Origin of the sequence: Streptomyces sp. NPDC006997 (genome assembly GCF_040635175.1) — a bacterium.
Classification (GTDB): Bacteria; Actinomycetota; Actinomycetes; order Streptomycetales; family Streptomycetaceae; genus Streptomyces.
This window is the reverse complement of sequence record NZ_JBEYHH010000002.1, coordinates 303,276-317,491: the sequence shown is the minus strand read 5'-3', so window position 1 is coordinate 317,491 and position 14,216 is coordinate 303,276. Positions and strand designations below refer to the sequence as shown.

At 71.2% G+C, this 14,216-nt stretch carries 4 protein-coding genes and 1 pseudogene; 3 read left to right on the top strand and 2 right to left on the bottom strand.

Going from position 1 to position 14,216, the window contains the following annotated elements; translation table 11 throughout:
• Positions 1–51: 51 nt before the first annotated feature.
• Complete coding sequence (locus ABZ659_RS03035) at positions 52–4,356, bottom strand: LamG-like jellyroll fold domain-containing protein (RefSeq protein WP_360212769.1); 4,305 nt, start codon at positions 4,354–4,356, stop codon at positions 52–54.
• 1,232 nt (positions 4,357–5,588) lie between these two features.
• Here ABZ659_RS03035 and ABZ659_RS03030 point away from each other — a divergent pair.
• The 3 genes and pseudogenes from ABZ659_RS03030 (at position 5,589) to ABZ659_RS03020 (ending at position 12,059) form a co-directional block, all read left to right on the top strand.
• The gene (locus ABZ659_RS03030; protein WP_360212767.1) at positions 5,589–6,911 is read left to right on the top strand and encodes an alpha/beta hydrolase; all 1,323 of its coding nucleotides are present in this window, start codon (positions 5,589–5,591) and stop codon (positions 6,909–6,911) included.
• Between the two features lie 144 nt (positions 6,912–7,055).
• Positions 7,056–8,699: pseudogene (locus ABZ659_RS03025) on the top strand (glycoside hydrolase 43 family protein); the annotation flags it as partial.
• 531 nt (positions 8,700–9,230) lie between these two features.
• A complete protein-coding gene (locus ABZ659_RS03020; RefSeq protein ID WP_360212765.1) occupies positions 9,231–12,059 on the top strand; it encodes a glycoside hydrolase N-terminal domain-containing protein in 2,829 nt (942 codons plus the stop codon).
• A gap of 183 nt (positions 12,060–12,242) precedes the next feature.
• On the opposite strand, the gene ABZ659_RS03015 is transcribed toward ABZ659_RS03020, so the two are convergent.
• Entirely contained in the window at positions 12,243–13,658 is a 1,416-nt protein-coding gene (locus tag ABZ659_RS03015) for a WD40 repeat domain-containing protein (protein WP_360212763.1), read from the bottom strand.
• Positions 13,659–14,216: the final 558 nt, after the last annotated feature.

The following is a 14,216-nucleotide window of genomic DNA, read 5'->3' as shown; positions in this document are numbered from 1 at the left end:
CCTTCGTCGAGTGGGCGGTCGGGGCGGTGCGGTGGGATGGGATGGCGCTGGTCAGTCGTTGCCGGGGACGGTCGTGTGGGTGCCCGGCTGGCCGACCGCGAGGCTCTCGATCTGCGCGTCGTCCAGGACGCCCTGGAACGTCCACACGTCCGAGACGGCACCGGGGAAGTACGCGCCCCCTCGGTCCCGGCCGACCTGGAGCGACTGGACCGCCTTGAAGGTCACGACGTTGTCGGCGTACGACACCCGGTCGGCGCAGCCCGTGACGTCGGGCACGCCGTCGTCGTCGGCGTCCGCGCAGGCGACCTCTTCCAGTTCGCCGTTGACGTAGAGCCGCAGCTGGCGGGCGAAGCCGTCGTAGACCAGCGCCAGGTGCGTCCAGTCCTCGGGGCTGTAGAACCGCCCGTTCTCCACTTGCGCCGAGACCGCTGTGGCGGCGTCGGCGTCCCCGGTCGTGATCCGCCAGCTGCCGCCACCGGTGCCGGGCGTCTCGGCGGGCACGTACCGCACCGACAGGGCGTCGCGGCTGGTGCCGGGCGCGCTGAGCAGGGCGACCTCACCGGCCGGGACGCCTGCGGTCTGGGCGAACGCGCTGACGGTGAAGCTGGCGGAGGTGTCGACGGGCACCGTGCCGCTCGCGGTGGCGGCGTAGTCGTTCACGCCGTCGAGGGTGAGACCTCCGTCCACCCAGCCGCCGCCGACCGCCGCGCCGTTGTAGAGGCTGAGGCCCGCACCGGCGGGACCGGCATCCGGGGTGACCGGCGGGGTCGTCGTGGACGCGGTCTCGAACTTCCAGCGGCTCTTGACCACCGGGTGCCGCCTGAAGAGCTGGCGCACCTCGTCGTCGGAGACGGCGCGGTCGTACAGCCGGACATCGTCCAGCGCGCCCCGGAACGGGCTGACCGTGCTGCCCTGGTAGGAGGCGGCGCCGAGAGTGACCTCGCCGTTCCCCAGCCAGGGTGTGGTGAAGGCGGCGGTGCCCTCCAGCCGGCCGTTGACGTACAGCCGCATCTGGGCGACGTCGATGTCGTAGACGGCGACGACGTGGTTCCACTCACCGAGGCGGGCCGCCGCGCAGTGGATGTTCTCCGGGCAGGCGGTCTGGACGGCGCGGACCACGCCCGCCTCGGTCGAGTCGCTCTGCTTGCGCAGGAACACCCAGCCGCCGAGCGCGGAGGAGTGGTACAGCTCGAAGCCCGGCACCATGCCGCCGCTCTGCGAGACGACCGTCATCGCGCGGACGTCCTTGTCCTCGGGCAGCTTCGCCCAGGCGGACACCGTGAAGCTCTGGTAGGTGTCCAGGACCGGGCGGCCGGAGGTGGCGTAGTCGTCGACGCCGTCGAAGGTGAGCGCGCGGCCCCGGACGCCGGGGGCCCCGGCCGTGGTGCCGTTCTTCAGCTGGGCGGTGACCCGCTGGCCGCGGCCGGTCAGCGTGCCGGAGTCCGCGGTCTCGTCGAGCGGGAACACCAGCTTCGCGGGGCGGCCGGTGTCCACCGGCTGCCGCTCGTGGAGCTGGGCCACCTGTCCGCCGGTGAGCTGGTAGTCGAAGAGCCGCACGTCGTCGAGGGAGCCCGTGAAGTGGTCGTCCATGGCGCCGTAGTGGGAGGCGGCACCGAGGATGGTGCGGCCCCGCGCGTCCCAGGGACCGGTGAAGGGCGTGGTGGCGACGAGGTTGCCGTCCACATACAGCCTGAGTACCTGGCCGGGGTTGTCGAAGACGCCGACGAGGTGGGTCCAGCGGTCGTGCCGGGCCGCCACGCACGCGGTGTCACCGGCCGGGCAGGCGGGCTGGATCGCCCGGGTCACCGTGGCGCCGGTGGCGGTGTCCTCGGAGTGCCGCAGGAAGGCCCAGCCGCCCAGGGCGGTGGAGTAGTAGATCTCGAACCCGCTCAGCTCCGCGCCCGACTGGCTGAGCGCGGCCTGCGGGGTGGAGGGGTGCTCACTGGGCAGCTTCGCCCACAGCGACACCGAGAAGCTCTTGCCGGTGTTGAGCACCGGCGAGTCGGTGGCGGCGTAGTCGTCGACACCGTCGAAGGCGACACCGTTGCCGGAGACCCCTTCCACGCCCGGCTTCGCGCCGCTGACGGACGCGGGCCAGGCGCCACCCGCGCCAACGGCCTGGGCGGCGCCCGGGTCCTCGTCGAGCTGCCAGGACAGCCGGTCCGGCTGCCCGGCGCGGACCCGGAAGTAGTACGTGCGGGTCTCCGAGGCGTTCCCGGCGGCGTCGAACGCCTTGGCGGTGACGAAGTTGACGCCGGTCCTCGTCGCCATGATCTTCGTCGACATGGCGGCGCCACCGGAGGTGGTCAGCGTACGACCGCTGGTGGGCGGGCCGTTGAGGCCCAGCCAGTACTTGGTGACGTCCGTGGAGGCGGAGTCGACGGTGAACGTGCCGTACCGGCCGACACCGTCCCACCAGGGATCGTTGGGGTCGGCTTCGTTGGAGCGGGGGTACTGCGCGGAGCTGATCGCCGGACCGGCGGGCACGGAGGTGTCGTAGACGAAGTGGCAGCTGTGCGCGTTCTCCACGCTCCACGGCGACCACTGTCCGCCGTCCCAGGCACGGGCCTGCCAGCCGACCACCTTGTTCTGCGGGACGGTGGTGGGCAGTTGCAGGGCGAAGTCGGAGCCGGAAGCCTTGTCCGTGCTCTTGGCCGAGATCCAGTGCTGCTTCCAGCCGTCACCGCTGTCCCACAGCGCTCGGAACTGCACCTGGATGCGGTCGTTGTCGGGGTCGGTGACATCGCTGGCGCGCACGGTCGCGCGGGACCGCACCCGTGCGGGTGTGGAGCCGGGCGCGCAGGAGCCGCCGGGGTCCATGGTGAGCTTGGCGGTACTGATCTTCGGCGGGGGGCGGTTGTACTGGACCCGCAGATAGCCCGCGTCGGAGAACCGCTTCCAGGTGTAGCGATCGTCCTCGCTGGTGGCACGCAGACCGAACGTGACGCTGGACCACTTGTTCGCGGCGGCCTGCGCCACGGCCGACCTCACGTTGAACTCCGCGTCGGCCGAGGCGCAGCCGTCGTAGCCGTAGGCGAAGCTGCGGGTCTGGAGGTGGTCGGCCCAGAAGCCGGAGGCGTTCTGGCTGTTCCAGGTGGTGGCGGAGGAGATGCCCTTGGTGCGCCAGATCTGCACCTCACGTGCCTGGCAGGACGCGGCGTGGGTCTCCCGGACCACGAACTCGGCGGACAGGATGCTGCGGCCCGCGAACTTGGTGGTCGGGAACTGGTAGAACAGCCGCTTCACGTCGTACGGGTTGCAGTAGTTCCAGCCGCAGTAGCCGAGGCCCGCGTCCGGGTCGCCGTTGAACTTCCACTGCGGGGAACTCGCCCAGTACCGGGAGGCCATGGTCCAGGCGGAGGCGCGGGGCGTGTACCACTGCGGGTCGATGTAGACCGGGTAGACGGTTCCGGTGCCGCTGAGCAGTTCCTGGTCCGGGGTGAGGACGAGTTCGCCGCCGCCGGACGTCACCTCGACGTCCACGGGCGCGAGGCGTCCGGACTCCGCGGCACCGGCGCCCGCCTGCGGATCGGCCGAGGTGAGGGCGGCGTTACGCGCCTGGGTGGTGGGGGCCGGGCTGAGGGCCTGTGTGGGGGTGGCGGACTTCTCCGGCTCCCGGGTGCTGGAGTCCCACATCACGGGGCGGGGCGCCTCGAAGACGACGCCGCCCGCACCCTCGTCGACGGCTTCCAGACCGCCGCTCGTCGTCTCCCGGGTCGTCAGGCCCTCCGTGCCCAACCGCAGCCTGAGTTCGTCCAGTTCCTCGCTCGCGGCGGCCCGCGCCGACTTCACGACGAGGAGCTGGGTGAAGCCCTCGGGCCGCGCCGCGAGCCGCAGGTCCACGTCCGGGAGGATGTCGGGATACGTGGCGGTGTCCCCGTCCAGCAGCGGCGCCGGTACGTCGCCGGACCACGACAGTTCGAGGGCGCGTCCGGCGCGCTCCATCCGCACCAGCGGGCCGTCGCCGCCGCCGGAGAAGGCCAGCCCGACCGCGGCGGCCCCGGGGGCGACCATGCCCTTGTCCGGGCCAGAGCCCACCGGGGCGAGCCCGGTGTCGACGGTCTTCCACCGGCCGTCGACACGCGTGTGCACCGGACGCAGGTACTCGCGGGCCTCCAGGGTGCCCTCGGGGGTGGCGTACACCTCGCTGGACTCGCCGCGCAGGGACAGCACCTCGACGTTCCGGCCCAGGCGCCCGGCCCGCGCGAACGCCTCCGCCTCGGTGTCCGCGACGGCTGGTTCCCCGGACGTGCGGGCCGCCGTGGCCGCCCGTCTCGCCGACGGCCCCGCCGTCTCGGCCGCGGGCGCGACGGACGGCAGCAGCGCCGCCGTCACTCCGATCAACGCGCCGATCACGACCGTCGCCGATGTCCTGCCCGCCCTGCGGCGACCGCGCGCACGACGCACCATTCCGGACCCCCCGTCCCGCGAAAACCAGCATGATCTTGCTGTGGCCCCGTCAAAGTAGGAGCCGGTTGGGGAGGAACAGTGAATTCCGTTCGCCGGAACGGTGAACGGAAGGCGGATCGCTGAACGGTGGCAGCACCTCAGTCGAGTCCTCCGGCGCCCCACGCGCCATCGTCGATCAGGCCATCCCGCATATCCGCGACTGGCCGAACAGCCCCGACCCTGCCACCTGTGGCGTGGAAACAGTTTCGGACAGCGAGCGGGAAGGTCGATTTCGTTGAGTTTCGGAAGTGGCACCCTGCGGGAGGCCCGATAAACCGGTAGCTACCTCCCGAACCGTCGGCTCCCGCTTCGGGTTTCGTTGGTATTTCGTAGCTCCTCACGCTCCACTCCGGAGCGACCCAGTCGAACGTCGCCTCAGAGCCGCGCAGAACGTGGCCGTAAGGCGCCACATCCCGCGATTGACACCCCGTCAGCCCCAACCTACTCTCCGTTCAGGTCGGCGAACATTGAACGATATTTCGAACAGTCGTCAGGCGGGCCGGTGGGACGTCCCAAGAGACGATTGCTCACATCGGTTACAGCGTCGGTCAAGAGCCGCCCCCGTCACGGCTGGGCTCCGGACCGTGGTCCACCAGCACGCGTCGCCCGCCCGTACACCTCCACTGATCGCCGCCTTCCGCACTTCAGCGCCAGCGCGAACACAGAAGAGGAATCCCATGGGTAGCATCACAGGCCGTCACACGACGTCACCGCCGCCCGGACCGCGCACGCGGCCAACGGGGCGCGTCATGGCGCTCTCCGCCTCGTCGGCGCCGCCGGCGCACGGAGTCCGGCGTACACCGGCTCCACCGACCGGACCATGACCGTCGGCCCCTGAAGTGTCCAGCTCCTCCACCAGGGTCTGGAACCCGGACGGCGGCGACCACGCCCGGCTCCCCCGCCGTCCCGGCCTCGCCACCACCCGCTCTCCCTGCGGGAACCGGTCGCCCGATACGGCTGCCCGCTGGTGAGAGCAGACGCGATCGGCCGGGCGGCTCCGCTCTCCGTTGGTGGAAGCCGGCGCATTCCCGCCGACGGGGGGCGTCAACCCCGCGGGCCCGCGGGCCCGCTCGCCTCCTGGCAGACCCCCCGCCCCGGAACTCCCCTGTCCACCCGCACCATCCGACAAGGAGCACAACATGGCCATGAAGAGGCGTACCTTCCTGGGACTGGGCGCGGCCGGAGCCGTGGCCGCCGTCCATGCGTACGGCACCACCGCGGCAACGGCATCCCCGCTCGCCCCCGCAGCCGCGCCGACCCAGCGCTTCGCCATCGGGGTGAGGGAGTACGCGTGGAGCCGCGGCAGCCGTCGGCTGACCACCCGGATCTTCTACCCCGCCACCGGCACCCCGGGCGGCAATCCCGTCGTCAACGCCCCCGTCGCGGACGGCGTCTTCCCCATCTGCGAGTTCAGCCACGGCCTCGGCGGCAACCCGGAGAGCTACGCACCGCTGGTCCGGCCCCTGGCCGAGGCCGGATTCGTCGTCCCCGCCCCCGTCTTCCCCACCACCTCCAGCGGCACCTCGGGCAACATCCAGGACGTCTACAACGGAAACCAGTCCATGGACGTCTCCCAGGTCATCACCAACACCCTCGCCCTCAACACCACGGCCGGCGACCCGCTCGCCGGGCACCTCGACACCACCACCGGCGTCGGCGTCGCGGGGCACTCGCTGGGCGGCATGACCACCCACGGGCTGCTGACCGCCTGGCCGGACAGCCGGATAGCCGCCGCCGTGCCCTTCGCCTGTGTCGACATGGGCAACCCCAGCACCACGGTCACGGCCAACGTCCTGTTCGTCCACGGCGATCAGGACCCCGTCTGCCAGTACTCCTCCGCGCGCCAGGCCTACGGGGAACTGCCCGCGCCCAAGGCGTTCCTCACCCACCGCGGCACCGGCCACGACCAGTACATATGGAGCGGCTACAACCACACCCAGACCGTCGCCACCTACGTGGACTGGATGCGCTGGAGTCTCTACGCCGACACCGCCGCCCGCGACCGCCTCCCCGCCGACGCCACCTCCAACACCAGCACCACCACCTGGGAAGCGGTCCTCACCCCCCTCCCCGCCGGGCAGATCGTCAGCCTCCGCTCCCGGGCCAACAACCAGTACGTCTGCGCGGAGAACGCCGGAGCCGACCCACTCGTCGCCAACCGCACCGCCATCGGCGACTGGGAACGATTCGACCTGCTCGACCTCGGCGCAGGCGCCGTCGCACTACGCGCGCGCGTCAACGGCCGCTACGTCTGCGCCGAGAACGCCGGCGCCAGCGCGCTCATCGCCAACCGCACCGCCATCGGACCCTGGGAGACCTTCCAGCGCGTGAACAACCCCGACGGCACCACCAGCCTGCGCGCACAGGCCAACAACCAGTACGTCAGCGCCGCCAACGCCCCGCTCATCGCCAACCGCACCACGATCGGCCCCTCCGAGTCGTTCGACCTCACCAACGGCTGACCGGCCACGGACGACGACCGCCTTCCCCACGACGCCACCACGGCGGAAGCCGGGCTCGCGTGAGGACCGCGGGCCCCGCCCGAGCCACGCCACCGCCTCAGCCCGCCGGTGTTCCGTCCAGCCAACCGAAGGAGACACCCGCCCATGTCCTGGCCCCACCATCCTCACAGCCGCAGAAGGGTGCTCGCTTCCGCGGCCGGCCTCGCCGCGGCAGCCGCGACACCTCTGGTCCACCCCACGGCAGCCCGCGCCGCCACCGCGTCCACCGGCGCGGCCGCGCCGTCCGTCGAGCCCGCCGCGACGCAGATCACCAACCCCGTCGTCTGGCAGGACTTCGCGGACATCGACATCATCCGCGTCGGCGACACCTACTACTACTCCGCCTCCACCATGCACTACTCCCCCGGAGCACCGATCCTGCGCTCCTACGACCTGGTCAACTGGGAGTTCGCCGGCCACTCCCTGCCCCGCCTCGACTTCGGCACCAAGTACGACCTCAACGGCGGGCGCGGCTACGTCCGCGGCGTCTGGGCGTCGTCCCTCGCCTACCGCCCCGGCAACAGCACCTTCTACTGGCTGGGCCAGATCGACTTCGCCCAGACGTACGTCTACACCGCCTCCGCCGTCGAAGGGCCCTGGACCCGGCACACCACCCTGCCCACCTACTACGACGCCGGGCTCCTCGTCGACACCGACAACACCATGTACGTGGCCTACGGCAACACCCAGATCAGCGTCGCCCAGCTCTCCGCGGACGCGCGCACCCAGGTCCGCGCGCAGCAGGTCTTCAGCACGCCGTCCAGCATCGGAACCCTGGAGGGCTCCCGCTTCTACAAGATCAACGGGAACTACTACATCTTCCTCACCCGCCCCGCCAACGGCCAGTACATCCTCAGATCCACCTCAGGCCCCTTCGGCCCCTACACGCTGCGGCAACTCCTCCTCGACCTCCCCGGGCCCATCGCCGGCGGCGGCGTCCCCCACCAGGGCGGTCTCGTACAGACCCAGAACGGCCAGTGGTACTACATGGCCTTCGTCGACGCCTACCCCGGCGGCCGCGTCCCGGTCCTCGCCCCCATCACCTGGACCTCGGACGGCTGGCCGCAACTGCAGCTCGTCAACGGCGCCTGGGGCACCACCTACGCCGCTCCAAGCCTCCCTCCACCACCCCGCCAGGTCGAACCCCTCACCGGCGTCGACACCTTCGACGGCACCACCCTCACACCGAAGTGGGAGTGGAACCACAACCCGGACACCACCAAGTACACCGTCGACAACGGACTCACCCTGCGGACCGCCACCGTCACCAGCGACCTCTACTCGGCCCGCAACACCCTCACCCACCGGATCCAGGGCCCCACCTCCACCGCCACCGTCACACTCGACTACTCCGCGATGCGGGACGGCGACCGCACCGGACTCGCCCTCCTGCGCGACTCCTCCGCCTGGATCGGCATCAAACGCGACAACGGCACCACCAGAGTGGTGATGGTCAACAACATCACCATGGACAACAACTGGAACACCACGAACACCGGTACCGAAGTCGCCGGCACCACCGTCTCCGGCGGCCGCGTCTGGCTGCGCGCCACCGCAGACATCCGCCCAGGTGCCGGCCGCCAGGCCCTCTTCTCCTACAGCACCGACGGCGCCAACTACACCCGCCTCGGCCCCGGCTTCACCCTCAAGAACGACTGGCAGTTCTTCATGGGCTACCGCTTCGCCCTCTTCAACCACGCCACCCAGGCCCTCGGCGGCACCGTACGCGTCGCACGCTTCGAACTGGCCGCCCAGGCCACCACCAACCCGACACCTGTGGTCAGCCTCCGCTCCCGGGCCAACAACCAGTATGTCTGCGCGGAGAACGCCGGAGCCGACCCACTCGTCGCCAACCGCACCGCCATCGGCGACTGGGAACGATTCGACCTGCTCGACCTCGGCGCAGGCGCCGTCGCACTACGCGCCCGCGTCAACGGCCGCTACGTCTGCGCCGAGAACGCCGGCGCCAGCGCGCTCATCGCCAACCGCACCGCCATCGGACCCTGGGAGACCTTCCAGCGCGTGAACAACCCCGACGGCACCACCAGCCTGCGCGCACAGGCCAACAACCAGTACGTCAGCGCCGCCAACGCCCCGCTCATCGCCAACCGCACCACGATCGGCCCCTCCGAGTCGTTCGACCTCACCAACGGCTGACCGGCGCTTCGCGGACTCCTCTTCCCCGACGGCCCGTCCACGGCAGCCGACCGGAACTCGGGCGACCCGGTCACCCCCCTCTTCCCGGCGCCGTTCCGCGGCGTCCCGACCCAGGGGCACCTCATGACTCCTGACACGAATCGCAGACATTTCCTGGCCCTCTCCGCCGCGGGCGTGGCCGCTGGTGCCCTCACCGGCGCCGGCTCCGCCACGACCGCGCACGCTGCCTCTCCCGCCGACGCCTCGGCCGAGGCCGACCGGCCCCTGGCCGCGGGCCCGCTGCGCCTGTGGTACACGAGCGCGGCGAGCGAATGGCTCCGGGCGCTGCCGATCGGCAACGGCAGGCTCGGCGCCATGGTCTTCGGCGGTGTGCAGAGCGAACAGCTTCAACTCAACGAGGACACGGTCTGGGGCGGTGGCCCCTACGACCCGGCGAACTCCAGCGGCCTGGCCAACCTGCCGGAGATCAGACGCCGGGTGTTCGCGGGCGACTGGTCCGGCGCCCAGTCGCTGATCGACAGCACCTTCATGGGCACGCCGCTGGGCCAGATGCCGTACCAGACGGTGGGCAGTCTGCGGCTGACCTTCCCCTCCGGCGGGACGGCCACCGGCTACCACCGCGAGCTCGACCTGACCACCGCCGTCGCCCTCACCCGCTACACCCGCGACGGCGTCACCCACACCAGGGAGGTCTTCGCCAGCGGAGCCGACCAGGTGATCGTGGTCCGGCTGACCGCCGACACCACCGGGCGCGTCTCGTTCTCGGCGACCTTCGACAGCCCTCAGTCCAGTTCCCGTAACTCGCCCGACCCGCGGACCATCGCGCTGGACGGCTCCGGCGAGAGCGTGAGCGGGCTCACCGGCCGGATACGGTTCCGCGCGCTGGCGACCGTGCGCGCCACCGGCGGCTCGGTCAGCAGCTCGAACGGCACCCTGAACGTCAGCAACGCCGACGCCGTGACCCTGCTGATCTCGATCGGCACCAACCACAACTCCTACACGGACCTGAACGCCGACCAGAACAGCCGTGCGCTCACCCCCCTGGCCGCCGCGGCCGCCCAGCCCTACGACCAGCTGCGGTCCCGCCATGTGGCCGACCACCAGCAGTACTTCGGCCGGACCGGTCTGGATCTGGGCACCTCCTCGGCGGCCGACCTGCCCACCGACCAGCGGGTCTCCGGCTTCGGGACGGGCAACGACCCGCAACTGATCACGCTCTTCTTCCAGTTCGGCCGGTACCTGCTGATCTCCTCCTCCCGGCCCGGCAGCCAGCCGGCCAACCTCCAAGGCATCTGGAATGACGCGCTCCGCCCGCCGTGGAGCTCGAAGTACACCGTCAACATCAACACCGAGATGAACTACTGGCCTGCCGGCCCGACCAACCTCGCCGAGATGACGGAACCGGTCCTGCGGATGCTGGACGACCTGTCCGTCGCCGGAGCGCGAACCGCCCGGCTTCAGTACGGCGCCGGTGGCTGGGTCACCCACCACAACACCGACGGATGGCGTGGCACCGCACCGGTGGACGGCGCGCTGTGGGGCATGTGGCAGACCGGTGGCGCCTGGATGGCGCTGCACATCTGGGAGCACTACCGCTTCACCGGCGACCTGGACGCACTGCGTCGACGCTACCCGGTCCTCAAGGGAGCCGCGCAGTTCTTCCACGACACCCTCGTCCAGGATCCGGGCACCGGCTACATGGTCACCTGCCCGTCCAACTCCCCGGAGAACTCCCATCACGGGGGTGTCTCGGTCTGCGCCGGCCCCACCATGGACATGCAGATCCTGCGCGATCTCTTCCAGGCGGTCGCCGACGCCTCGACGCTGCTGGGCACCGACGCGGACTTCCGCAGCCGGGTGCTGGCACTGCGCGGCCGACTGGCACCCATCAAGGTCGGTGCCCAAGGGCAGATCCAGGAGTGGCAGGCCGACTGGGACGCCGGCGCCCCCGAACAGACCCACCGGCACGTCTCGCACCTGTACGGCCTGCACCCCAGCAACCAGATCACGGTCCGCGGCACCCCGTCCCTGGCTCAGGCGGCCCGCACCACCCTGGAACGGCGCGGCGACGCCGGCACCGGCTGGTCCCTCGCGTGGAAGATCAACTTCTGGGCCCGGCTGGAGGACGGCCGCCGCTCGTACAAACTGCTGCGCGACCAGCTGACACCGGACCGCACCGCTCCCAACCTGTTCTGTCTGCACCCCCCTTTCCAGATCGACGGCAACTTCGGCGCCACCGCGGGCATCGCCGAATGGCTGCTGCAATCCCACGCCGGCGAAGTCCAGCTGCTGCCCGCGCTGCCCCCCGAACTCCCCGGCGGCCAGGTCACCGGTCTGGTGGCCAGAGGAGGCCACACCGTCGGCATCACCTGGGCCGACGGGGTGATCGCCCAGGCCACCCTGCGCCCCCGGCACACCGGCACCGTCCGGGTCCGCACCACTGTCCCGGTCGATGTGTCGGCGGGTGGCCAAGCGGTGTCCGTGCAGCGGGTGGAGCCCACCCTGATCTCCTTCGACGCCGCCGCGGGCACCACGTACCAGCTGTCTCCTCGTCCCGTCCCGGTCGTCAGTCTCCGTGCCCGGGCCAACAACCAGTACGTGAGCGCCGGAACCAGCGGTTCGTCCGCGCTGACCGCCAACCGCACGACGATCGGCGCCGGGGAGCGCTTCGATCTGATCGACCTCGGGAACGGCGCACTCGCACTGCGGTCCCACGCGAACGGCCAGTACGTCTGCGCGGAGAACGCCGGAGCCGACCCACTCATCGCCAACCGCACCGCGATCGGCCTCTGGGAGACCTTCCAGCGCGTGAACAACACCGACGGCACCGTCAGCCTGCGAGCCCAGGCCAACAGTCGGTATGTCTGCGCGGAGAACGGCGGAGCCGCCCCTCTGACAGCCAACCGCACCGCGATCGGCCTCTGGGAGTCGTTCGACCTGACCACCGGATGACCGCCACGAGGCGGACCGTGCGCACGGCCGGCTCAGCCACCTCGGTCCAGGCGGAGGGCGCTTTCTGCGTGCGGGCAAGAATCGCGAGCACCTGACGAGCCATCTGGTGTTACTGAGTGGCCGTCAACCTGAACGGCGGCCGGGGCACCGATAGCTGTTCCGCGGATACCGGGGACAGGGTGGTCAACTGCCCCTGGCCGGGTTCTTGGTGAGATCCGAAGTCGCCCACAGGCCCACCGGCTTGTCGTCCCCTCCGGCGGCGAGAAGGCGGCCGTCGGGGGAGAAGCCGACGGTGCGGAAGGAACAGGCGTGGCGGGTGAGAGGTGGGCCGAGTGGGCCATGGGAGACCGGGTCCCACAAGCGGACGGTGCGGTCCATGCTGACCGAGACCAGCAGCCGTCCGTCGGGCGAGAACGACAGTCCCCGGACCGCGTTGCGGTGACCGGTGAGTGGATCGCCGACGGGCTCACCGGCGCACGGGTCCCAGAGGCGGACCGTCCCGTGCCAGTCTCCGGAGGCTAGGAGACGGCTGTCGGGTGAGAACGCCAGTGCCCGGATCTCGCTGCTGTGCCCGATCAGCGGTTCGCCCTCCGGCTCGCCGCCGTCCGCGCGCCACAGCCGTACTGTGGCACCGGCGCCTCCGGAGGCGAGCAGGCGTCCGTCCGGCGAGAACACCACGGCTTCGACGCCGCCCGTGTGCCCTGCGAGCGGGGCACCGACCGGCTTCCGGGCCACCGGGTCCCACAGCTGTACAGTCCGGTCACGGCCCCCGGTGGCCAGCAGGCTCCCGTCGGGAGAGAAGGCGAGAGTCCAGAGTGTGCCGTTCTCCGCGAATGGCTCGCCGACGGGCGTACCGGTGCACGGGTCCCACAGCCGCACGGCCCGGTCGCGGCCTGCCGTCGCCAGCAGCCGGCCGTCGGGGGAGAACGCCACGCACCTGACCCCGTCCCTGTGCCCGGTGAGAGGAGCGCCTGCGGGCTTGCCGGTGGCCGCGTGCCATAGCCGCACCAGCGGGTCGTCGTTCACGGTGGCGAGGAGTTTCCCGTCGGGCGAGAACGCCAAGGAGCGTGCGCCGCGGCTCTGTTCGCCGAAGAGGAGGCGAGCTGCGGATGCGTCGGCTGCGGATGCGCGAGCGGCGGCAAGGGCTGGGACAGCGGCAGGAGGGGGCGAGGTGGCGGCAACGGCAGGCGCCGGGACCGGCGGATCGGGGTCCGGTTTCGAGGCGGCGGGGCGACGGGCCGCAGGCGGCTGCGTCGTGCGCAGCAGCTCCAGGTCGCGCCAGCGCGTGCGCCAGTCCTCCAGGCGCGGGTCGTCGCGGCCGAGCGGATGCGGGCGGCCCTCATGGTCGTGGGCGAGCAGCGTCCGCACCAGTGCCATCAGGAAGTCCAAGCGCGGCAGCCGCTTGCCGTTCAGCGTCTCGCTGACCGCCGCGGCCGACAGGGGCCGGTGCCGGGGGGCGCGCCGGGCGATCTCCCGCAGTGGCAGGTTGCCGCGCTCGATCCGCAGCGCCTTCAGGTCGGCGGCGAACACAGCCAGCCGCCGCCCGAAGTCGTCCTCCGGCGCAGCGGCGGTGCCGTGCACGACGTCGTGGTCGGCCACCCGTCACCTCCTGGCGCGTGCCCACCAGGATAGGGAAGAGCCTGGCATAGCAGTGCCGTTCGGCGGCGTTCGGCGCAGTTCGGTTCGGTACGGGCTCGTTCGTGGCATGACGCCGACGGCGGTCGGCTGGGCTGTGCTGGAGGCATGACACTTCTTCCGCTGCTGATCGGCCCGCTTCGGCGCGTGCCGCTAGTCGCTCTGCTCGCCCCAGCCCTGCTCGTGGCCCTCATCGCCACCGTCCCCGCCCTGGCGGTCCTGCCGTTTATGACCGACGGCACAGACCGCGCGGTCCGGCTGCTACGGGCGCACAACGCGTACCTCCGGACGCTGCTGCGGTAACCACACAAGAGCGTCGAGGGGCGCCACCGAAGTATCGGCGGCGCCCCTCGACGTCTTGTCCGTTGCTCGCTGTACTCCAGTGTGCTTCCGTGATCTGTCCGCCGGTCTCGTCGGCTGAGCGCCGTCGGTTGTGGCGGTGGCGTCTGCGCCGGATTGACCAGTGCGGCAGCCTGGTCGCCTGACGACGCCCGGCATCTGCGCACCAGGACTACTCGGGCA